The organism is Microbacterium sp. ABRD28, assembly GCF_003850245.1.
In the GTDB taxonomy this organism is placed as follows: Bacteria; Actinomycetota; Actinomycetes; order Actinomycetales; family Microbacteriaceae; genus Microbacterium.
This window is the reverse complement of sequence record NZ_CP031015.1, coordinates 2063461-2083556: the sequence shown is the minus strand read 5'-3', so window position 1 is coordinate 2083556 and position 20096 is coordinate 2063461. Positions and strand designations below refer to the sequence as shown.

The following is a 20096-nucleotide window of genomic DNA, read 5'->3' as shown; positions in this document are numbered from 1 at the left end:
GTCCCGGCTCAGCGGGGACGCGGGGCGCGCACGCGCTGCGGGTCGATGCCCTTCGGGATCGGGAGCGACGCGACGGACTGCGACACCGAGTCCATCCGCTTGACGACGGCCGCCATCGTGGCGCGGTCGATCTTCTTCGGCAGCGACTTGATGGCAGGAGCCAGCTTGCCGATCGGCACCTCGTCGTCGCCGTGGCCGACGTAGAGCACGGTGACGGGAACACCGGATGCCACGCGCTGCGCCTTTCCGCGCTCTTCGTTGACGAGCCGGGTGAGTCGTCCGCGAGCCCCTTCGCCGACGATCACAATGCCGCCACGGCCGATCGCCCGGTAGACGGCTTCCTGGGTCTTGGGGTTGATGCCCACCGGCATCTCCGACGCACGCCAGCGGCGCCCCAGGGCGCTCGACAGCACGTATCCGGTGGCACCGGGCATGCCGTCGATCTTGCGATACATCGCCTTCGTCGACAGCCGCGTCATGGTCATCAGGGCCGCGAGGATGCCGAACATGAAGCCGGTGACACCCCACAGGATGATGCTCCAGATCGCTCCCGGCGGGATCAGCGCACCGAGGGCGACACCCAGAAGCGTGCCGCCGATGAGGATGCCGACGAGGGCCCAGGGGAGCCAGCGATAGGCCTGGACCGTGAAGGTGTAGAGGGTGCGGATCTGCGAGAAGAACCCGGGACGCTTCTCGGGTGCGGTACTGCGTGCGGCCATGGTTCCAGCCTACCTTTCCGGCCCCTGCGACCTCTCCTGCACAAGGAGGGAGAGAGCCTGTTCTCCACAGTTCGACGGCAGGTAAGAGAGTGGGACCGCGGTGCGGGGGAGTCTGGGGCGATGGCGATCGATTCGGCGCATGCCCTGCTGCGGTCCCTCCGACCGGTGCGGCGGGTGGATGACACCTCCGCGCCCTGGCCCGGAGAGGTGGTCCGCGACCCTGACGGTGCCGCCTGGCTTCTGGTGGACGTCGCCGAGCTCGACGAGGGCTGGGCAGGATGGCACGTCGCGGACGCGGAGCACCTTCTCGCACCGCACGACCTCGTCCGCACACCGTCGGGTCACGCCGCGCTGTTCCCGATCTGCGGCGATCGGCTCATCGACGTCGTGCGGCGACGTTCCGACGACGACGACCCGTTGTCAGCAGGCGAAGCCCTCACCCTCGCCGTCAGTGTGCTGCGCGGCCACCTCGAGGCGGGAGCGTCGGCGGGAGCGACAGCCGGTACCTGGTGGCTCACCGACCATGCGCGCCCTGTGCTCGCGCTGCAGCCGACGGGACCCACGGAGTCAGCGGCGATCTTCCGCCTTCTTCTGGCCCTGTTCCCCGCGTGGACGGAGGTGCTTCGCGACGGGCTGTCGGCAGTCGAACAGGCGCATCCGCACGAACGCGACGTCCTGGGTCTCGAGGCGCGACTGTTCGCCCTGGCGTCGCCGCAGCCACTGCGCTTGGGAGCGAGGAGGACCGCCTCGACGACGCCGGGTGCACTGCCGGGTATCTCGGCTCGTCCAGTGGTCACCCGAGCGGCGTCGCGCGCGGCGGCTCGGGCTGCGGCGTCCGCCGGATCCGTTGACGGCGGACTGCTCGCCCGCATCTCCGCGCTGATGGATCGCGATCTCGCTGACGCCGTCTCACGGGCCACCACAGGCCTCTGGCGGGTCGTGAGCACCAAGGGGCCGCGGTCTCGCCGCCGTGGCTTCATGATCGCAGCCGGTGCGGCGGCCGTGGTGCTCGCCGTGGGACTCACATGGCCGAGCGATCCGGAGGCGCCGGCCGCGGCCGAGCCCATGGTCACGACCCCGGAATCGGATGCGAGCCACGCGCCCGCGTCGGAGACAGACCCGGCGGACGGCGCTGCTCCCACCCCGACCGGGTCGACAGAGCCCACCCCCGACGATCTCGTCGCCGTGACCGACCGGCTGTTGACCGCGCGTGCCGGATGCGGTGAGGACAGGGAGTGTCTCGCCGAGATCCTGGTCGATCCGCAGCGTGCACCGGCCGCGGGGGCAGCAGACCTGCCGACCGACGTTCGGACCGTCACGTTCCTCGATGATCTCGGCGGCGCGGCCGTGCTGCGCGTGTCCGCACACGAGACATCGAACGGGTCCGCGGTGTCTCAGCTCATCGTCATCGTCCGGATCGGCGAGGAGTGGGTCATCCGCGACATCCACGACGCGGGGGCCACATCGTGATCACGATGTGGCCCCCGCGTGGTGCTTTTCCGCAGTGGATCAGATGCCGAGGTCGCCCTCGAAGTCCGCCTCCTCCAGACGGGCCTTGACCGCGCCGAGGAACCGCGCGGCGTCAGCCCCGTCGATGACCCGGTGGTCGTAGGACAGCGCGAGGTAGACGTACGACCGGACCGAGATCGCGTCGCGGCCGTCGACCGAGACCACGCCCGGGCGCTTGACGACGATGCCCGTCCCGAGGATCGCCGACTGCGGGAGGAAGACGACCGGTGTGTCGAACAACGCCCCGCGGGATCCGGTATTCGTCAGCGTGAAGGTGCCACCGGCCAGCTCGTCGGGCTTCAGCTTGTTGTCGCGCGTGCGCGCGGCGAGGTCGGCGATCTCGTGGGCGATCTGCGCGAGGTTCTTCGACGCCGCATCCCGCAGGACAGGGGTGAGAAGGCCACGCTCGGTGTCGACGGCGATCGAGAGGTTCTCGGTCGCCGGGTAGACGATGTTCGTTCCGTCGACCGTGCTGTTGATGACGGGGAAGGCCTGGAGAGCCTCCGCCGCCGCGAGGGCGAAGAACGGCAGGAACGACAGCTTGTCGCCGGTCTTGGACTGGAAGTCGCCCTTCACGCGGTCTCGGAAACCGGCGAGCTTGGTGACATCCACCTCGACGACGGTGGTGAGCTGAGCGGTCGCCTGCATAGACGCCACCGCGCGCTCGGCGAGCACCTTGCGCAGCCGCGACATCGGCTGGGTCGTCCCCCGCAGCGGTGAGACCTCCAGCGGAGTGCGGGCCGGGGCGGCGGGGGCCGACGGGGCGGCGGCCGGAGCCGGCGCCTTGGCGTCTTCCGCGGCCTTGAGCACGTCCTCCTTGCGGATGCGACCGCCGACACCGGTGCCCTTGACGGAGGCCAGATCGACGCCCTGCTGCTGAGCGAGCCGGCGCACCAACGGGGTGACGTAAGCCACCTCGTCATCGCCGGAAGACGCTGCCGACGCGGCCGACGAGGGAGCGCTGGAGGGCGACGGCTCCTGCTCGGTGGCGACACCGGTCGCGACCGGCGCGTGCGCGACGACCTTCTCCGGAACGGGCGCGACCTCGGCCGGCTTCTCTTCGGCCGGCTTCTGCTGCGCGGCGGGCGCGGACTCGGCCGGCTTCTCCTGCGCTGCCGGGGACTCCGGGGCGGGTGCGGCGGGGGCGGCACCGTCGCCGATACGGGCGAGAGCCGATCCGACGGCGATCGTCTCGTCCTCCTGGACGAGGATCTCCTGCAGGACGCCCTTGACAGGGGAGGGGATCTCGGTGTCGACCTTGTCGGTCGAGATCTCCAGCAGCGGCTCGTCGACCTCCACGGCGTCACCGACCTGCTTGAGCCAGCGCGTGACCGTTCCTTCGGTGACGCTCTCGCCGAGCTCGGGCAAGACGACTTCGGTTCCGCCGCTGGTGGTGGAATCCGAGGGCGCAGCCTGCGCCGGAGCAGCCGGACCAGCGTCCGTGGGTCCGTCAGCAGGCTCGGCCGCCTCGGCGGCGGGCTCTTCGGCCTGAGTAGGCTCTGCGGCCGCAGGCTCTTCCTGCGCATCGGCTGGGGCCGGTGCCTCTCCGCCGCCGGAGCCGTCGCCGATCTTGGCCAGGACAGCGCCGACCTCGACCGTCTCGTCCTCGTCGACCAGAATCTCCTCGATCACACCGCTGATCGGGGAGGGGATCTCGGTGTCGACCTTGTCCGTGGAGATCTCGAGGAGCCCCTCGTCGGCCTGCACGGTGTCACCGACCTTCTTGAGCCAGCGGGTGACCGTTCCCTCTGTGACGCTCTCGCCGAGCGCGGGGAGGACCACGGATGTGCTCATGGGCTTGTCTCCTTCGGGGTTGCCGATGTCTTGTCTAGCTTAGTGATGCGCCCGCGGGCCCGTGTCAGGTCCGCGTCCGCGCGACGAACGCCGGTCACAGCGCGTGCAGCGGCTTGCCGGCCAGGGCCAGGAAGGCCTCACCGAGCGCTTCGCTCTGCGTGGGGTGGGCGTGTATGAAGGGGGCGATGTCTTCGGGGTGGGCCTCCCACGCGACGGCCAGCTGACCCTCGGTGATGAGCTCTCCGACCCGGTCGCCGATGAGATGGACACCGATGACCGGTCCGTCCTTGAGACGGACGACCTTCACCAGGCCCCCGGTGCCGATGATCTCGCTCTTGGCATTGCCGGCGAGGTTGTACTCGAAGGACTGCACCGCGTCCACACCGTGCACCTCGACCGCCCGCGCCTCGGTCACACCGACCGAAGCCACCTCGGGGTGCGAGTACGCGACCCGTGGGATGAGCTGCTCGGGGACGACCACGGGCTTCTGCCCTGCGATCGTCTCGGCGACGAAGATGCCCTGCTGGAAACTGCGGTGGGCCAGCTGAAGGCCCGGCACGATGTCACCGACGGCGAAGACGTGCGGGGTGGTGGTCTGGAGCCTCTCGTCGGTGACGACGAAACCGCGATCCAGCGCGACCCCGGCCTCTTCCAGGCCCAGATCCGCGGTGACGGGGCCCCGGCCGACGGCGACGAGCAGGTAGTCGGCCGAGAACTGCGTCCCGTCCTCGAGCGAAAGGGTCACCCCGTCGGCAGACTGCGTCGCAGCGGCGAACCGGACACCGAGAGAGAAGCCGACGCCGCGGCGGCGGAACGCGCGCTCGAGCGCCTTGCTCATCGCGACATCCTCGGCCGGCACGAGGTGGTCGAGCCCCTCGACGATGGTCACCTCGACGCCGAAGGAGCGCCAGACGCTGGCGAACTCGACGCCGATGACACCGCCGCCGAGAATGATCACCCGCTCGGGGATCTCCTCCAGCTGCAGCGCCTGGTCGCTGGTGAGGATGCGGCCCCCGATCTCCAAACCCGGCAGCGTGCGGCTGTACGACCCGGTGGCCAGGACGACATCGCTGCCGCGGTAGACGGTGTCGCCGACCCGCACGGCCGGACCGGCCTCGAGACGCCCCTCGCCGTGGACCACGCGGATGCCGCGGGCCTTCAGCAGGCTCTGCAGACCCCGGTACTTCTTGTCGACGATGCCCTCGCGATAGGCGCGCACCCGGGCCGGGTCGATGCCGCGCAGCTCCGCGTCGACCCCGATCTCCGTCGCAGCTCGAACGGCGTCGGCGACTTCGCCGGCGTGGAGAAGGGCCTTCGTCGGAATGCACCCGCGGTGCAGGCAGGTGCCGCCCACCTTGTCCTTCTCGACCACGATCACGGACTTGCCGAGCTCGGCGGCGCGGAGCGCGGCGGCATAGCCGCCGCTCCCGCCGCCGAGAATGACCATGTCCGCCGTGGTCTCCGGCGTCGCCTCGGCGCTCATCGGGTGGCCTCGGTCTGCAGCAGACGGAGAAGACTGCGCACGGTCGCCCCGGTCGGCCCCTTGTCGGTGAATCCGAACCCGCCGCCCTTGTTCATCCCGACTCCGGCGATGTCGAGATGGATCCACGGGATGCGCTGCTCGCTGTCGGGCGCGGTGCGGCCCACGAAATGGCGGAGGAACAGACCGGCGAACAGCGATCCGCCGGCCGGGTCGCCGATCTTGGCGTTCTGCAGGTCGGCGATCGGCGAGTCGAGCTCGTCGACCATGTGCGCGGGGAGGGGGAGCTGCCAGGCGAGCTCTGCGACGTCTCCTGCAGCGGCGAGGTACCGCGCGACGGCATCGTCGTCGCCCATGACGCCGGTGTGGCGCGTGCCCAGGGCGATGGTGATGGCTCCGGTGAGGGTCGCCACGTCGATCAGCAGATCGGGGTTCTCGCGGCTGGCCGCCACCAGGCCGTCCGCGAGGACGAGCCGCCCTTCGGCATCGGTGTTGAGCACCTCCACGGTGGTGCCGTCGGCGATGCGCACGACGTCGCCGGGGCGGGTGGCGCGGCCGGAGGGCATGTTGTCGGCCACCGCGAGCCAGCCGGTCACCCTCACCGGCAGCTGCTGGGCCGCGGCCGCGCGGACCACCGCCAGAACAGTCGCCGCGCCGCACATGTCGTACTTCATCCCCACCATCGATGCCGCGGGCTTGAGCGACAGCCCTCCGGTGTCGAATGTGATGCCCTTGCCGACAAGGGCGACGTGGCGCGTCGCGCCGGCGGGGGAGTAGTCCAGGCGCACGAGTCGGGGCGGGCGGTCCGATCCCTGACCCACACCCAGGATGCCGCCGAAGCCGCCCTCGCGCAGCGCGGTCTCGTCCCACACCGTCACCTCGACCGGGAGGTCCGCGACCTCCTGGCCGGCGCGGTCGGCGAGATCGGCGGGACCCAGCCACTCCGCGGGAATCGAGACGAGATCCTTGACGAGGGCGACGGCCGATGCCGTGGCGGTGACGGCATCGAGCGCGGCCGGGTCGAGGTCATCCGTCCCGTGCATGATCACGCGGCTCGCGCGACGCTTGGGTCCGTCCGCCTTGTACCCGTCGAAACGGTAGCCGCCGAGAGCCGCCCCCTCCGCCGCGGCCAGGAGGTGCTCAATTGCGAAGGGAACGGCGACCGCGACCGTCTCGAATCCGGTCAGGCTGCGCAGGGCCGTACCGACCGCGTCACGTACGGCTGCTGCATCCGGGGCGGCTCCCGTCCCGACGACGGCGAGAGGCCGCGGGGTCACGTCGAGCGCGTAGACACGGTGGAACGAGCCCGGCGAACCACCGAACCCGGTCGCCACGAGCGCTTCTTTCAGGCCCGGGAAGTCCTCCATCGGTGGGGCGGCATCGCCCTCCACCGGCGGTAGGGCGATGACGACGGCGTCGGCGTCGATCTCGGAGAGGGGGGCGGAACGGTATTCGAGGTCGGGGAACGACATGGGTTCCATCCTATGGAGCGGTGTTCGCTGTCAGCGGCAGTGGCCCGGCTCGCGGTGTCGCTGCGACTCGTAGCATGGAGCCATGCCTTACGCCGGTCCTCTCTACGAGCGCTCGGTCTCCGCCCCGACTGTGCCGGCGGGCCTGCCGCTCGTGATCGCCCTCACCGGCTTCACCGACGCCGGGGGAGCGGTGGCTCGCCTGATCGAATACATCCGCGACGATCTGGATCCCATCCCGCTGGCCGTCTTCTCCAACGATGTGTTGCTCGACTACCGCGCGCGCCGGCCGATCGTGACCTTCGAGGCCGACCACCTCACCGACTACCGTCCGCCGCGGCTGGAGCTCTCGCTCGCGCACGACGCCCTGGGCACGCCGTTCCTGGTGCTGGCCGGCTACGAGCCCGATTTCGCCTGGGACGGGGTGTCGGAGGCCGTCCTCGACCTCGCCTCGAGCTTCGGTGTCGCCTCCATCACCTGGGTGCACGCGATCCCCATGCCTGTCCCGCATACCCGTCCGATCGGCACGACCGTAAGCGGAACCCGCACCGAGCTGACCGAGGCGCACTCGGTGTGGCAGCCTCACACCCAGGTGCCCGCGACGGTGGCCCACCTTCTCGAGTACCGCTTCACCGAGGTAGGCGCCGCCGTCGCCGGTTTCGTGCTGCTCGTGCCCCACTATCTCGCCGACACCGAATACCCCGCCGCCGCACTCGCGGGCCTCGACAGCATCACGGTCGCCACCGGGCTCGTCTTCGACGGAGACGGCCTGCGCGAGGAGAACCGCGAATATCTGACGAAGGTCGAGGAGCAGGTCGCCGGCAGTGACGAACTGTCTCGGATGCTGCAGGGGCTCGAAGAGCGTTACGACGCCTACATGGCAGGTGCGACCAACGCCACCCCCATTCTTCACACCGGCGATCTCCCGAGCGCCGAGGAGCTCGCAGCGGAGCTCGAGCGCTTCCTCGCCTCGCGGCCGAACAGCGACGAAGACAAGCGCCCCTGACCGTCGAGAGGAATTCCCTCCGACTCTCCGACGTTGTGTCCTGATGGCGCGTTCGGGAATTCGTGGGGAGCGTGAATGCGAACCGCCCAGACAGATGTGAGACAATGGACCTTCTGACCCATTGTCGTCCCCCGTCCGCTGCCCTGCGTACGGGAACGGGACTTGACAAGGGTCTTACTAGTGTCCGAAAGATACCGCCGCGGCGCTCCGCGTTCGTGACGGTGAAAGGCGAACCGTGACCGCAGGCACGAAGACGACGAACCGCACCACGAAGGACACCGACACCGCCGACACGGTCGAGGAGGTCGAGACCGCCACCGCAGCGCCCGCGAAGAAGCGGCCCGCGGCGAAGAAGGCCCCTGCCAAGAAGCCCGCCGCCAAGACGACGGCCAAGGCCGGCAAGAAGAAGGCTGACACCGACGAGGTCGATGAGGAGATGGACGACGTCGAGCTCGACGCCGACGACGAGATCTCCGGCGACGATGTCGATGACACCGAGGGTGACGCCGACACCGCGGCGCCGAAGGCCGCTGCCGCCGCGACGCCCGAGGGGGAGTCCGAGGAGGACGAAGAGGAGAACACCAAGCCGGTGTTCGCCGAGCCGCTCCCGACCGGCGCCATCGTCATCTCCAACGACGAGGACGACATCCCCGTCTACTCGACCCAGATCACCGGCGCGACCGCCGACCCGGTCAAGGACTACCTGAAGCAGATCGGCAAAGTGCCGCTGCTGAACGCTGCCGAAGAGGTCGAGCTGGCGATGCGGATCGAGGCGGGTCTGTTCGCCGAGGAGAAGCTGTCGCACATGTCGGCGGCCGAGAAGGCGTCGCAGCTGGGCCTCGACCTGCAGTGGGTCGCCCGCGACGGTCAGCGCGCCAAGAGCCACCTGCTCGGCGCCAACCTGCGCCTCGTGGTCTCCCTGGCCAAGCGCTACACCGGCCGCGGGATGCAGTTCCTCGACCTGATCCAGGAGGGCAACCTCGGTCTCATCCGCGCGGTTGAGAAGTTCGACTACACCAAGGGGTTCAAGTTCTCGACCTACGCGACGTGGTGGATCCGTCAGGCCATCACCCGCGCCATGGCTGACCAGGCGCGGACGATCCGCATCCCCGTGCACATGGTCGAGGTCATCAACAAGCTCGCCCGCGTGCAGCGGCAGATGCTCCAGGACCTGGGTCGCGAACCCACGCCCGAGGAGCTCAGCCGCGAGCTGGACATGACCCCCGAGAAGGTCATCGAGGTGCAGAAGTACGGCCGCGAACCGATCTCGCTGCACACTCCGCTCGGTGAGGACGGCGACAGCGAGTTCGGTGACCTGATCGAGGACACCGAGGCGGTCGTGCCGGCCGACGCCGTGGGCTTCACCATGCTGCAGCGCCAGCTCGAGTCGCTGCTGGACTCGCTGAGCGAGCGCGAGGCGGGCGTCATCCGCATGCGCTTCGGTCTCGGCGACGGCCAGCCGAAGACCCTCGACCAGATCGGCGACACCTTCGGGGTGACCCGCGAGCGCATCCGTCAGATCGAGTCGAAGACGATGGCCAAGCTCCGCCACCCGAGCCGTTCGCAGTCGCTGCGGGACTACCTTGAGTGAGCGGTCGAACGCATGACCGGTGAAGCGAACGACGGCAAGGCCCTCACGGTCACCGTCGATGGGGCTTCGTTCGCCCGTATCCCGATCCGCACGCGCGTCGTAATGCCGGGGGATGACCTCGATGCGTTCGTCCGCGAGTACGCGGCGAGCCTGGTCCGACCCGATGATCTGCTGTTCGTGACCGAGAAGATCGTCGCTATCACCCAGGGTCGGTCGTACCCGCTGGACGAGATCCAGCCGCGCGGGCTTGCGCGGTTCCTGTCGCGCTACGTGACCCGGACCCCGCACGGGATCGGTCTGGGCATGCCCGAGACCATGGAGATGGCTCTTCGGGAGTGCGGCACCCCTCGCATCCTGCTCGCCGCCGCCGTCTCGGCGGTGACGAAGGTGTTCGGCCGGAAGGGCGATTTCTACCGGATCGCCGGCGACAAAGCGCGTGCGATCGACGGGCCCACGAGCGGCACCATCCCGCCGTACAACAAGGCCGTGGTGCTCGGGCCGGATCGCCCCCGCGAGGTGGCCAGGCGGTTGAAGGATCTTCTCGGAGGCGTTCCCGAGGTCGCGGTTGTCGACATCAACGACCTGGGCGGGAACATCCTCGGCTCGACCGTCGACAAGGCACGCGAGAAGCAGCTCGTGGCGATCCTGAAGGACAATCCGCTCGGCCAGGGTCACCAGTCGACCCCGCTCGGAATCATTCGCGCGGTCTGACCCGACGGACGGCTACGGTCTTCAGCCGAGGATCGCAGTCGCAGCCAGCAGGACCGGGATGCATCCGATCGTGGTCAGGAATACCGTATCCCGCGCGATCGCCTCACCGACGTCGAAGCGCTGGGCGTAGTTGAACACATTCTGCGCGGTCGGAAGAGCGGCCAGAACGACGATGACCAGTACGTCGGCGCGGGGGAGCGCGAACACCAGGGTCGCGACCGCCCAGGCGATCGCGGGCATGACCAGCAGCTTCAGCGTCGACGCGAGGACCACATCGCGGCGTCGCCCGTGGGCGCCGAGGACGCGCTGCCCGTACAGCGACAGGCCGTAGCTGATGAGCAGCACCGGCACGCAGGCGTTCGCCACGAGCGCGGCCGGAGCCATGACGACCTCCGGCAGCTCGACTCCGCTGATCGAGACCGCCGCGCCGAGCGCGGAGCCGATGACGATCGGATTGGAGACGACGCGACCGACCGTCTTCCCGAGGGACGAACGCCCGGATGTCACAGCATCGAGGATCGCCATCGTGATCGGCGTGAAGACGAGGAGCTGCAGGAGGATGACCGGCGCCGGGAACGCCGCATCGCCGAGGAGGTAGAGCGAGAGGGGGATGCCGATGTTGTTGGAGTTCACCTGGCCTGCGCTCAGGCTCCCGATCGTCGTCTCGGCGACGGACCGGCGCCACACCACGCGCGCGATGACCGCGTAGACCACGATGACCGCCACGGCGGCGATCGCGGACACCGGCAGGAGCGACGAGAAGAGCGTTCGCACGTCGGCCTCGGCCAGGACGACGAAGAGCAGGAACGGCGACAGGACGAAGAAGGTCAGCCGTGCCAGCACCGGGCGCGCGTGCTCGCCGAGCAGGTTGATGCGCCCGAGGATGTAGCCGATGAGGATCGCGACACCCACCACGACGAAGCCGGTGAGAGCCGTGAGCATCCCTCGATGCTAGTGCGGCCGATCTCTCACGCCGGTCGTACCCGGAGCCAGACGACGCCGTGCGCGGGGAGCATGAGCCCGCCCGTCAGGACGACGGGGGAGTGCGAGACGATGTCGGTGGCATCCGGTCGGAACCCCGAGAGGGTGATCGGCTCGATCAGCACGGTGGAGTCGCCGACGTTGCCGAGCACGAGAATCGTGGAGTCCGCGGCGACACGCTGGAAACCCACCACCTGCGGGAACGGCGTGTGGAAGGGGAGGAGGGGATTGCCGGCGGCGAACTCGGGGGAGTTCTGCCGGGCTCGGATCAGAGCGTGGAGCCGGGCGCTGAGGCGCCCGGCGACGGTGGACTCGTCGTGCCGTGCCGCGTACGCCCTCGCGTCGCGGTGGGGCCTGTGCACCCAGCGACTGTCGTCGGCGTGGGCCGGGTCGTCCCGGTAGCCGTAGTCGTTGAGCTGACCGACCTCGTCGCCGAGGTAGATGAGCGGGATCCCGCCGGTAGAGAGGGCCAGAGCGTGGGCGAGGATGACGCGGTCCTCACCACCGGGGTCACCCGCCTCGATGCCCGCCAGCGATGCCGTCGTGCCGGCGACACGGGCATCACCGGTCTTCGGGTTCTCCTGGAAGGGCTCGCCGCGCGAGAAGGTGCCCTCGAACCTCCCGACGTAGAAGTCGTTGAGGAACCGCCGATGCGGGTAGCCGTCGATGCCGAGCTCGGCCGCGTCCTCGTCGGCGAAGGTCCAGCCGATGTCGTCGTGACTGCGGACGTAGTTGACCCACGAGGTCCCGGGCGGCAGCGCGTGGCGCTCGTCGAGCGCCTTCTGCAGCAGCCGGGCGTCGCGGGTGGCGAGGGCCTCCCAGCCCAGCGCCATCTGCAACGGGTTGTACGACAGCTGACACTCGCCGGGGGAGATGTACGTGATCACCTCGTCTGGGTGCACGATCGCCTCGGATTTGAACAGCACCGAGGGAGCCGCGAGTCGGAGGACCAGGTTGAAGGCGCGCAGGAGCAGGTGCGCTTCGGGAAGCGACTCGCACGGAGTGCCGAGGCGCTTCCAGATGAACGCGACGGCGTCCATGCGAAGGACCTCGACGCCCTGATTGGCGAGGAACATCATCTCCTGCGCCATCGCCCGGAACACCCGGGGGTTGGCATAGTTCAAGTCCCACTGGAAGTGGTAGAAGGTCGCCCAGATCCATCGCCCGTCGGGCAGCTGCACGAACGCACCGGGGTGGTCGTCGGGGAAGATCTCGCGCACCGTCTCCTCGTACCGGTCCGGCATCGTCCGGTCGGGGAAGATGAGGTAGAAGTCCTCGTAGTCGAGGTCGCCCGCAACGGCCTTTCGGGCCCACTCGTGCTCGTTGCTGGTGTGGTTGAAGATGAAGTCGAGCACCAACGAGATGCCTGCCGCCCGGAGATCGGCCGACAGAGCGGCGAGATCGGCCATCGTCCCGAGCGGCGGGTCGACCTTGCGATAGCTCGAGACCGCGTAGCCGCCGTCGTTGTTGCCCTCGGGGGAGTCGAAAAGTGGCATGAGGTGCAGGTACGTCAGCCCCAGTTCCTGGAAGTAGGGGATCTGCGCGCGGATCCCGGCGAGGGTGCCTGCGTAGCGGTCGACGTAGCAGACCCCGCCGAGCATCCGCTCCGACAGGAACCAGTCGGGGTCCGCCATGCGCTGGGCGTCGAGCTGCTTCAGATCCGTCGGTCGATCGCGCCACCCCGCGGCGGCCGCCGCGATCACCTCGGCGAGGGCCTCTCGTCCGTCGTCGCGATCGCCGTAAAGCTGCGCGAACAGGCCGTGCAGCTCGGGCAGCGTCGCCGTCAGACGTTCGTCGAAAGCGGGACCGGCATCTCCGAGGACGGCTCGTGCAGCCGCCCGGGCGGCCTCGAGATCGACCGAAGGATCAGGACTGAGGCGTGTCATGGCGCTCCACATCGACGGGATCACGTGGATCGCATCGTATCGCTCACGTGGCGTGGGACTGACACCTCGGACACCACCAGGTGCGGCGGCGGCCGGGATCATCCGGGACCTCGGCGACGACCTCGATCCTCGTGCCGCATCGCAGACACGGGCGACCCGCCCGACCCACGACCCAGTGCATGGACCCCCGTGCGCGATTGCCGGTGGTCACCTGGTACATACCGGGGACGGTGGCTGAGATGCGCAGACAGCGGGCGGCGAGGTCGACGAGCGCGGCGATGTCGGTCCTGCCGATGGGCGCGAAGGGATGGATGCCGCGGAGGAAGGCGAGCTCGTTCACCCACAGGTTGCCCAGCCCGGCGAGGTTCGCCTGATCGAGAAGGGCGGCGACGGTCGGTCTGTCGGGCCGCCGTGACAGGCGTCGCGTCGCCTCCGCGGCATCCCAGTCCGCGCGGAGCGGGTCGGGACCGAGTCGCTCGCGAACAAGGCGTTCCTCGGCGGTGGGCGCATACTCCATGACCGGCACGTCGATGCCCCAGAGCGTCGCTCCGTCATCCAGAGCGAACCGGCAGCGCACACGATGCATCTCGGCGCGCGGGATCGGACGCCGGGTCACCGACCACGAGCCCTGCATCTTCAGATGGGTGTGCAGGGACCAGCCGTCGTCGAAGCGAGTGAAGAGGTGCTTGCCGTGCGTGTCGTGCGACAGGATGCGTCGGTCGTCGAGTTTCGTCCCGGCATGGCTGCCGGATCGCAGTTCACCCGTCACGATCGTCCGACCGGTCGACGCGGAATGCAGGCGACGTGCCAGTCGGTAGACGCTGTCACCCTCGGGCATCCCGCCAGCTTATGGCGGGCCTCCGACACGGCCACCGCGGAGACGCAACGACGAAGCGCCCCGAATTGTTCGGAGCGCTTCGCCAGCGAGGTTGTGTGCTGGAGCGGATCAGTCCAGCTGGCCTCGAACCGCCCCTCCGGGGTACTCCGCGTTGTGCACGTTGACGTAATAGTTCTCCGGGTCAGCGGCAAGAGCGGCGGCGAGATCCGGATTGTAGACACAGCCTGATGAGTAGCCCTTCGTCGGGGCCGCGAGATCCTGCACCACCGGACCGGAGGCACCGGCGCCTCCGACATGGATGTGCGCTGCGGCCGCAGGCTGGATCCGCTGGACGAAGAGGTTGTAGCAGACCTCTCCGTCCTCGGTGTCCCAACGGACGAAGGCGAAGCCGCGCCCGTCCGGGTCACCCGGCCCCGGCACCTCCGCAGCGCCCGTGAGGCGGGTGAAGGAGAACGGTGTGAGGTCGGTCGGCTCGGATGCGGCAGCGGCCGTGGGGAGCGCCAGTGCTCCCGCCAGTCCCAGTGCGGCAACTGATGCCAGAGTTCGTTTGCGCATGTCTGTTCCTTTCGGTTGTTCAGACTTTTCGTTTCTTCGTAGCGTGCGCCGAATCGGATGGGAACTGAGCGATTGCAGGGACGATGCCGGACAGTGCTCGATGCCATGGTGCGCCTTCGCCCGAAACCCCAGCACCGATAATGCACATTATGTCAGTTCGAGCGTGACTGAGTCGATGTGGCGCTCGAAGTACGCTCCCCCGGGAAGATTCAGCGATCCACCCGCGCCGCGTCGTAATCGGTCGTGGGTGTCGGCGGGGTACCGAACCGGGCGTTCGGCAGATAGAGATCCTGCCGGTACGCGGCCACCGTCGTCGGCACGCGGAATGCGTCGCTCGTGATGATGTTCTCGAGCGTGCCCGACCTGCCCTGGACATCGAGGCGGAATTCGGCGACCTGATTCAGCCTGTTCTGCACGACGTAGAGCGTGCGATTGACGACCAGCAGGCCGTCGCCGTTCACCAGCGAGTATCCGCCCAGATCGACCGCAGTGGCGACGCCCGACTCGGGGTCGACGCGAAAGAGGGTACCCGTGGCCGACTGGACGACCAGCAGCGCCTGGCGATTCGGCGTCAGAGCGATGCCGTTGGCGTTGAAGCCCTCCTGCTGCACCCACTCCCCCGTGAGCGGCAGCGTGACGATCTCAGACGGGTCGGGCAGATCGCCCGATCGCGGGATCGGGAGGAAGTACAGCTGCGCCGCCGACGAGTTGGTGAACCACGCGCCATCTCGTGTCAGGACGACGTCGTTGATGAATCCACCGGGCGCCGTGAGCTGGTACCGCGCGAGCTCCGCGCCGGTCGCCGCATCGACGACGCGGGCGACGCCCGTGGGTCCGCCCGAGATGAACAGCCTTCCGCGCAGGTCGACCTTGAGTCCCGCGGCGGGGATGCCCGGACCCTCACTGATGACCGCGCCCTCGCCGGTGCGCACGTCGGCGGCGTAGATGTCTCCGTCGACGAGCGAGCCGAAATAGGCGGTTCCACGATTGTCGATCGCGATGCCCTCGGGCTGGAACCCGTCCGGAAGCGGGATCTGGTCGACCACCCCACCGCGAGAGGCCGGTGGGGCCGCGACGGCACCGGTCACGGGAAGTGCGGTGAGAAGCCCCGCGACAGCGAGGGCGGGAAGGACGAGGGTGAAGCGTCGGCGCGTCATGGGCCAAGGCTAGGGTCGGTTCAGGGCGCTGCGGGCCGAGATGAGAAAGGTCTCAGAGATGCCGCGCCGCCTGGTTGACTGGGCAGAGCCGTCAAACGGGAGACCTGATGCCCTCACCCCACCACACCCTCGGTCGAGTCGTCGTCGCGCCGGAGGTGAGCGACGCCGTCACCCGTGGAATTCCCGTTCTCGCGCTCGAGTCCACGATCTTCACCCACGGGCTCCCCCGACCCCGCAACCTCGAGGTCGCGCGGGAAGCCGAGGACCACCTCCGCCGCCGCGGCGTCGTACCCGCGACCATCGGTGTCGTCGACGGGCGCCCGACCGTCGGCCTCTCCCCCACCGAGATCGAACGCCTCTCGAGCGAGGACGGGGTCGTCAAGGTGAGCCTTCGCGACCTCCCCGTCGCCGCCGCCAAAGGCTTGAGCGGAGGGACCACCGTCGCGGCAACCGCATTCCTCGCGAGCCGCGCAGGCATCCGCGTGTTCTCCACCGGTGGTCTCGGCGGTGTCCACCGTGACGCGCAGCAGACCTTCGACGAATCGGCCGACCTGCCGACTCTCGCGGGCCTCCCCCTCGTCGTGGTGAGCGCCGGGGTCAAATCAATCCTCGACATCCCGTTGACCCTTGAGCGTATGGAGACCCTCAACCTCACCGTCGTGGGGTACCGCACCACCGACTACCCGGGGTTCTACATCGCCGACTCGGGGCTCGACATCGAGTACTCCGCCGACTCCGCCGGCGAGATCGCCGACATCGCCCGAGCCCGCGACGCGCTCGGGATCGTCTCGACCCTCCTCGTCGCACGTCCCGTCGACGCCGACCATCAGCTGCCGCCCGATCTGCACGACGCCGTCCTGGCCCGCGCGCTCGATGCCGCCGCAGCAGCCGGAGTCACGGGCCACAACACCACGCCGTTCCTGCTGGACTACATGCAGCGCGTAACCGGGGGCCGGAGCCTCGACGTCAACGTCGAGGTGTACCGCGGCAATGTCGCGCTCGGCGCGGAGATCGCCGCCGCGTTGGCCGGCGCCGACTGATGCTGACGGTCATCGGAGATCTCCTCGCCGACATCGTCGTGCTCGGCACCTCGGCACTCGAGCGCGGCACCGACAACCCGGTGACGATCACCCACACCCGGGGCGGCAGCGCGGCCAACGTCGCGGCGGCGGCCGCGCCCGCGACATCCGTCCGTTTCATCGGCAGGGTCGGATCGGATGCCGAGGGCGAGGCGCTCGTCCACGATCTCGAACGTTCGGGGGCCGAGGTGCGCGTGCAGCGAGCCGGGCGCACCGGGTCGATCGTCATCCTCGTCGACGAATCCGCCGAGCGGACGATGCTCACCGATCGCGGGGCGGCGGCGGAACTCGGTCCGATCGATCCCGGATGGCTGGAAGGCACCGACTGGCTGCACCTCCCGCTCTACGGCTTCACCGATGCGCCCTCTCGAGCGGCGCTGCTGAGCGCCGCGATGTGGGCGCGAGAGCGGCACGTGCCGCTCAGCCTGGACGTGTCGAGCGTGGCGACGATGCGGGCGCTGGGGGGCGAGGTGCTCAGCGATCTGCTCCTGCGCCTCTCTCCCGCCGTGGTCTTCGCCAATGTCGAGGAAGCGGTTCTTCTCGATGAGTCGGAGGTCGTCGTGCCCGGCGCGACGGTGTTCGTCGTCAAGCGCGGTGCGGAGCCCGTGCAGCTCCGCCAGGACCACGGCATGACGGAGGTTCCGGTCGACCGTGTCGAAGGGGTGCTCGACAGCACCGGCGCCGGAGACGCCTTCGCCGCCGGGTACATCGTCGCCGCGCTGCGCAGCGAGGATCCCGCCGCATGCGCGGCCTCCGGGTGCGCCTTCGCGCGCGAAGCACTGCTGCGCCCGGGAGCGCTGTAACCCTCGCCGGCGGTCGCGCCGGCCTCACCGGGTCAGGGCACGGTCCAGATGGGTGGCATCGACGTACAGATGCGTCCTAAACCCGACGCCCGCAGCAGCACGGACGTTGGCTTTCGAATCGTCGACGAAGAAGCAGTCGGCGGGGTCGGCATCCAGGGTTTCCGCGACGGCGACGAAGGCCTCATCGGCCGGCTTGGCCAGACCGAGCGTGCTGGAGTTGAAGACGACGTCGAACTCGCCGGACAGGCGCAGACGGTCGAGGTCCGCGTCCAGCCGGGTCGTGGCATTGCTGAAGAGAGCGATGGTGCGGCGGCCTCGTTCCCGCCGAAGCAGGTGAAGCACCTCGTCATCCACACGACCGGCCGGCAACGACCACTGCGCAACGGCGCGCCGCCCACCCGGTCCGAACGATGCTTCGAGCTCGCGGGCAATCTGCTCCCGCCACTCCTCATCGGTGATCTCACCGGTGACTGCGCGGTGCAGGCGGGAAACGTCGTCGAACACAGCCTCACGAAGCCGGCCCGCCGGGAGACCGTGCGCCGCTTCGGCATCCGCAATGATCGCCGGGTCCCATACGCGCAGAACGCCGTCGAAGTCGATCACGAGCGGTCCCGACACTCGGGAAGTCTAGTCTGGGAGAGAAGTTCACCCCCCCCCCCCGCGCGCCGAGGAACCACCGGATTCGTGTCGAGCCACTGCGATGTGCGAGGTGGCTCGACGCGAATGGGGTGGCTCGCCGCAGCGATCTAGCCGGTCGCGAACCCGCCGTCGACCTTCAGCAGCTGCCCATTGATCCACGACCCCTCCGGCGAGAGGAGGAAGCGGACGGTGTTGGCGATGTCGTCGGGTGTACCGAGACGCCCCGCCGGGGTCGCGTCGAACGTCCACCGCCGGATGTCGTCATCCATCCAGCCCGTATCGATCGGGCCGGGGTTGATGACATTGGCCCGCACGCCTCGATCGCCCAGCTCGACGGCCGCTGCGATGACGATCCGATCGAGTGCGCCCTTGCTCGCGCCGTAGGGAAGGTTGTGAGCGGTGTGATCACTCGTCAGGGCGATGATCGACGCCGCGACCTCTCCGGGCGAAGCGCTCTGCGGCAACCGTTCGGCGAAGGCCTTGATGAGAAGCCAGGTCGCCCGGGCATTGACGGCGAAGTGGCGGTCGAAGCTCTCGACATTCGTCGTCAAGATCGAGCTGTCGACGGACTCGCAGTGCGACATCACGAGCGCACGAAGCGGTCCCCCGGCAGCGGCCTCGTGGACGAGTCGCTCCGGGATTGCAGGATCGGAGAGATCGCCGCGGACGACGGTGACGGAGACGCCGTACGCGCGGCACGCGTCCGCGATGTCGAGCGGATCGGATACCCCGCGGTCGAGCTCCACGCGCTGGTCGTACTCGTCCCAGTGGTTCAGAACGAGGTTCCAACCATCACGAGCGAGACCGAGAGCGAGCCCTGCGCCGATCGAGCGGCGCCGGCCGACGCCGGTGATGAGGGCGGTACCCGGCGGAGACGTGGGGCTCATCGTTCGAGCCTACGGTCCGCCGGGTGAGCGTCAGAGTCCCGCGGCGTCGTCGGGACGGCTGGTCGACTGCCGGGTGACGCGCTCGTTGGTCGCCGGGTCGACCGTGGTGCGGCTCACCGATTCGGTGTTGCGGCGACGTGCGAGGAGCACGATGCCGATGAGGAACACGAGGGCACCGGCACCCATCAGGATGTAACCGATCATGTCGAGGTTGATCCACTCGACCTGCACGTTGACGGCGAAGGCCAGGATGGCTCCGATGGCGAAGAGTGCGATACCAGCACCGATACTCATGGGTCTCCCCTTTCCGGGTATGCGAGGGCGTTGCCCACCCAACACTGTGGACTGTCTGAGACCGGGGGCGCACCCTCTTGACAGGACGAGACGCATGCGGCATGTCGGAGGCACGACATAGGCTTCGGAGATGACTCCGGTGATCTTCCACACAGCGACGACACTCAATGGATTCCTGGCCGACGACAGCGACTCGCTGGAATGGCTCTTCGCCACACCAGGGGCGGACGAGGCCGAACAGGACTTCTCGGCATTCCTCGAGACCGTCGGCGTGCTCGTCATGGGATCGACGACCTATGAGTGGGTCGTGGAGCACGAGGACCTGCTCGCCCACCCGGAGAAATGGACGGAGATCTACGGCGACCGGGTGACATGGGTCTTCACGTCGCGAGCGCTCCCCCGCGTCGCCGGCGCGGACGTGAGGTTCGCCACCGGCGCGGTCTCCTCCGAGTGGCCCCAGATCAAGGCGGCAGCAGCGGAACGCGCGGTCTGGATCGTCGGCGGCGGCGACCTCGCGGGCCAGTTCGCCGACGCGGGACTGCTGTCCGAGATCCGGGTGTCGATCGCCCCTGCCACCCTTCCGTCCGGGCGCCCCCTCCTCCCGAGACGGATCGGGCCCGACAGGCTCCACCTCGAATCGGTGGCACGCGCGGGCCAGTTCGCCGAGCTGCGCTATACGGTCAGGCCGACCTGAGCGG

Annotated in this window: 19 protein-coding genes; 7 read left to right on the top strand and 12 right to left on the bottom strand. The window is 69.0% G+C overall.

The window, feature by feature from the left end; genetic code table 11:
* Nucleotides 1–8: 8 nt before the first annotated feature.
* Nucleotides 9–719, bottom strand: coding sequence for a DUF4191 domain-containing protein (locus DT073_RS10055; protein WP_124293267.1), 711 nt, complete (start codon nt 717–719; stop codon nt 9–11).
* A 120-nt stretch (nt 720–839) separates the two neighbouring features.
* On the opposite strand from DT073_RS10055, the gene DT073_RS10050 reads away from it, so the two are divergent.
* Nucleotides 840–2189 (top strand): twin-arginine translocation signal domain-containing protein, encoded by a 1350-nt coding sequence (locus DT073_RS10050; protein WP_124293266.1) that lies wholly within the window; start codon nt 840–842, stop codon nt 2187–2189.
* A gap of 39 nt (nt 2190–2228) precedes the next feature.
* On the opposite strand, the gene sucB is transcribed toward DT073_RS10050, so the two are convergent.
* The 3 genes from sucB to DT073_RS10035 form a co-directional block, all read right to left on the bottom strand.
* Nucleotides 2229–4022 carry a 2-oxoglutarate dehydrogenase, E2 component, dihydrolipoamide succinyltransferase gene (sucB, locus tag DT073_RS10045; RefSeq protein ID WP_124293265.1) on the bottom strand — a complete coding sequence of 598 codons (1794 nt, stop codon included), beginning with the start codon at nt 4020–4022 and terminating at the stop codon, nt 2229–2231.
* A 94-nt stretch (nt 4023–4116) separates the two neighbouring features.
* Nucleotides 4117–5505: a dihydrolipoyl dehydrogenase gene (lpdA, locus tag DT073_RS10040; RefSeq protein WP_124293264.1), complete on the bottom strand. Its 1389-nt coding sequence runs from the start codon at nt 5503–5505 to the stop codon at nt 4117–4119.
* Nucleotides 5502–6974: a leucyl aminopeptidase gene (locus DT073_RS10035; RefSeq protein ID WP_124293263.1), complete on the bottom strand. Its 1473-nt coding sequence runs from the start codon at nt 6972–6974 to the stop codon at nt 5502–5504. The genes lpdA and DT073_RS10035 overlap by 4 nt, the downstream gene beginning before the upstream one ends.
* Nucleotides 6975–7056: 82 nt before the next feature.
* Between DT073_RS10035 and DT073_RS10030 the strand changes: the two genes are divergently transcribed.
* From DT073_RS10030 to DT073_RS10020, 3 genes are all read left to right on the top strand, one after another.
* Nucleotides 7057–7977, top strand: coding sequence for a proteasome assembly chaperone family protein (locus DT073_RS10030; protein WP_124293262.1), 921 nt, complete (start codon nt 7057–7059; stop codon nt 7975–7977).
* A gap of 235 nt (nt 7978–8212) precedes the next feature.
* The gene (locus DT073_RS10025; protein WP_124293261.1) at nt 8213–9568 is read left to right on the top strand and encodes an RNA polymerase sigma factor; all 1356 of its coding nucleotides are present in this window, start codon (nt 8213–8215) and stop codon (nt 9566–9568) included.
* Nucleotides 9569–9580: 12 nt separating this feature from the next.
* Nucleotides 9581–10279 (top strand): coenzyme F420-0:L-glutamate ligase, encoded by a 699-nt coding sequence (locus DT073_RS10020; RefSeq protein ID WP_124293260.1) that lies wholly within the window; start codon nt 9581–9583, stop codon nt 10277–10279.
* A 21-nt stretch (nt 10280–10300) separates the two neighbouring features.
* Here the strand turns inward: DT073_RS10020 and DT073_RS10015 are convergent, their stop codons facing one another.
* The 5 genes from DT073_RS10015 to DT073_RS09995 all read right to left on the bottom strand — a co-directional run bounded on the left by DT073_RS10015 (nt 10301) and on the right by DT073_RS09995 (nt 15696).
* Nucleotides 10301–11221 carry an AEC family transporter gene (locus DT073_RS10015; RefSeq protein WP_124293259.1) on the bottom strand — a complete coding sequence of 307 codons (921 nt, stop codon included), beginning with the start codon at nt 11219–11221 and terminating at the stop codon, nt 10301–10303.
* 26 nt (nt 11222–11247) lie between these two features.
* A complete protein-coding gene (locus DT073_RS10010; RefSeq protein ID WP_124293258.1) occupies nt 11248–13146 on the bottom strand; it encodes an alpha-amylase family protein in 1899 nt (632 codons plus the stop codon).
* 43 nt (nt 13147–13189) lie between these two features.
* Complete coding sequence (locus tag DT073_RS10005; RefSeq protein WP_124293257.1) at nt 13190–13984, bottom strand: DNA-formamidopyrimidine glycosylase family protein; 795 nt, start codon at nt 13982–13984, stop codon at nt 13190–13192.
* 108 nt (nt 13985–14092) lie between these two features.
* Complete coding sequence (locus DT073_RS10000) at nt 14093–14539, bottom strand: CHRD domain-containing protein (RefSeq protein WP_124293256.1); 447 nt, start codon at nt 14537–14539, stop codon at nt 14093–14095.
* Nucleotides 14540–14748: 209 nt separating this feature from the next.
* A complete protein-coding gene (locus tag DT073_RS09995) occupies nt 14749–15696 on the bottom strand; it encodes an SMP-30/gluconolactonase/LRE family protein (RefSeq protein ID WP_124293255.1) in 948 nt (315 codons plus the stop codon).
* 107 nt (nt 15697–15803) lie between these two features.
* On the opposite strand from DT073_RS09995, the gene DT073_RS09990 reads away from it, so the two are divergent.
* Together DT073_RS09990 and DT073_RS09985 are read left to right on the top strand one after the other, a co-directional pair.
* Entirely contained in the window at nt 15804–16736 is a 933-nt protein-coding gene (locus DT073_RS09990) for a pseudouridine-5'-phosphate glycosidase (RefSeq protein ID WP_124293254.1), read from the top strand.
* Nucleotides 16736–17578: a carbohydrate kinase family protein gene (locus DT073_RS09985; protein WP_124293253.1), complete on the top strand. Its 843-nt coding sequence runs from the start codon at nt 16736–16738 to the stop codon at nt 17576–17578. The genes DT073_RS09990 and DT073_RS09985 overlap by 1 nt, the downstream gene beginning before the upstream one ends.
* Nucleotides 17579–17602: 24 nt before the next feature.
* On the opposite strand, the gene DT073_RS09980 is transcribed toward DT073_RS09985, so the two are convergent.
* The 3 genes from DT073_RS09980 to DT073_RS09970 form a co-directional block, all read right to left on the bottom strand.
* A complete protein-coding gene (locus DT073_RS09980) occupies nt 17603–18196 on the bottom strand; it encodes an HAD-IA family hydrolase (protein ID WP_124293252.1) in 594 nt (197 codons plus the stop codon).
* A gap of 128 nt (nt 18197–18324) precedes the next feature.
* The gene (locus DT073_RS09975) at nt 18325–19104 is read right to left on the bottom strand and encodes an SDR family oxidoreductase (protein ID WP_124293251.1); all 780 of its coding nucleotides are present in this window, start codon (nt 19102–19104) and stop codon (nt 18325–18327) included.
* Between the two features lie 30 nt (nt 19105–19134).
* On the bottom strand, nt 19135–19398 hold the full coding sequence (locus DT073_RS09970) for a DUF6458 family protein (protein ID WP_124293250.1): 264 nt from the start codon (nt 19396–19398) through the stop codon (nt 19135–19137).
* 130 nt (nt 19399–19528) lie between these two features.
* On the opposite strand from DT073_RS09970, the gene DT073_RS09965 reads away from it, so the two are divergent.
* Complete coding sequence (locus DT073_RS09965; RefSeq protein WP_124293249.1) at nt 19529–20092, top strand: dihydrofolate reductase family protein; 564 nt, start codon at nt 19529–19531, stop codon at nt 20090–20092.
* Nucleotides 20093–20096: the final 4 nt, after the last annotated feature.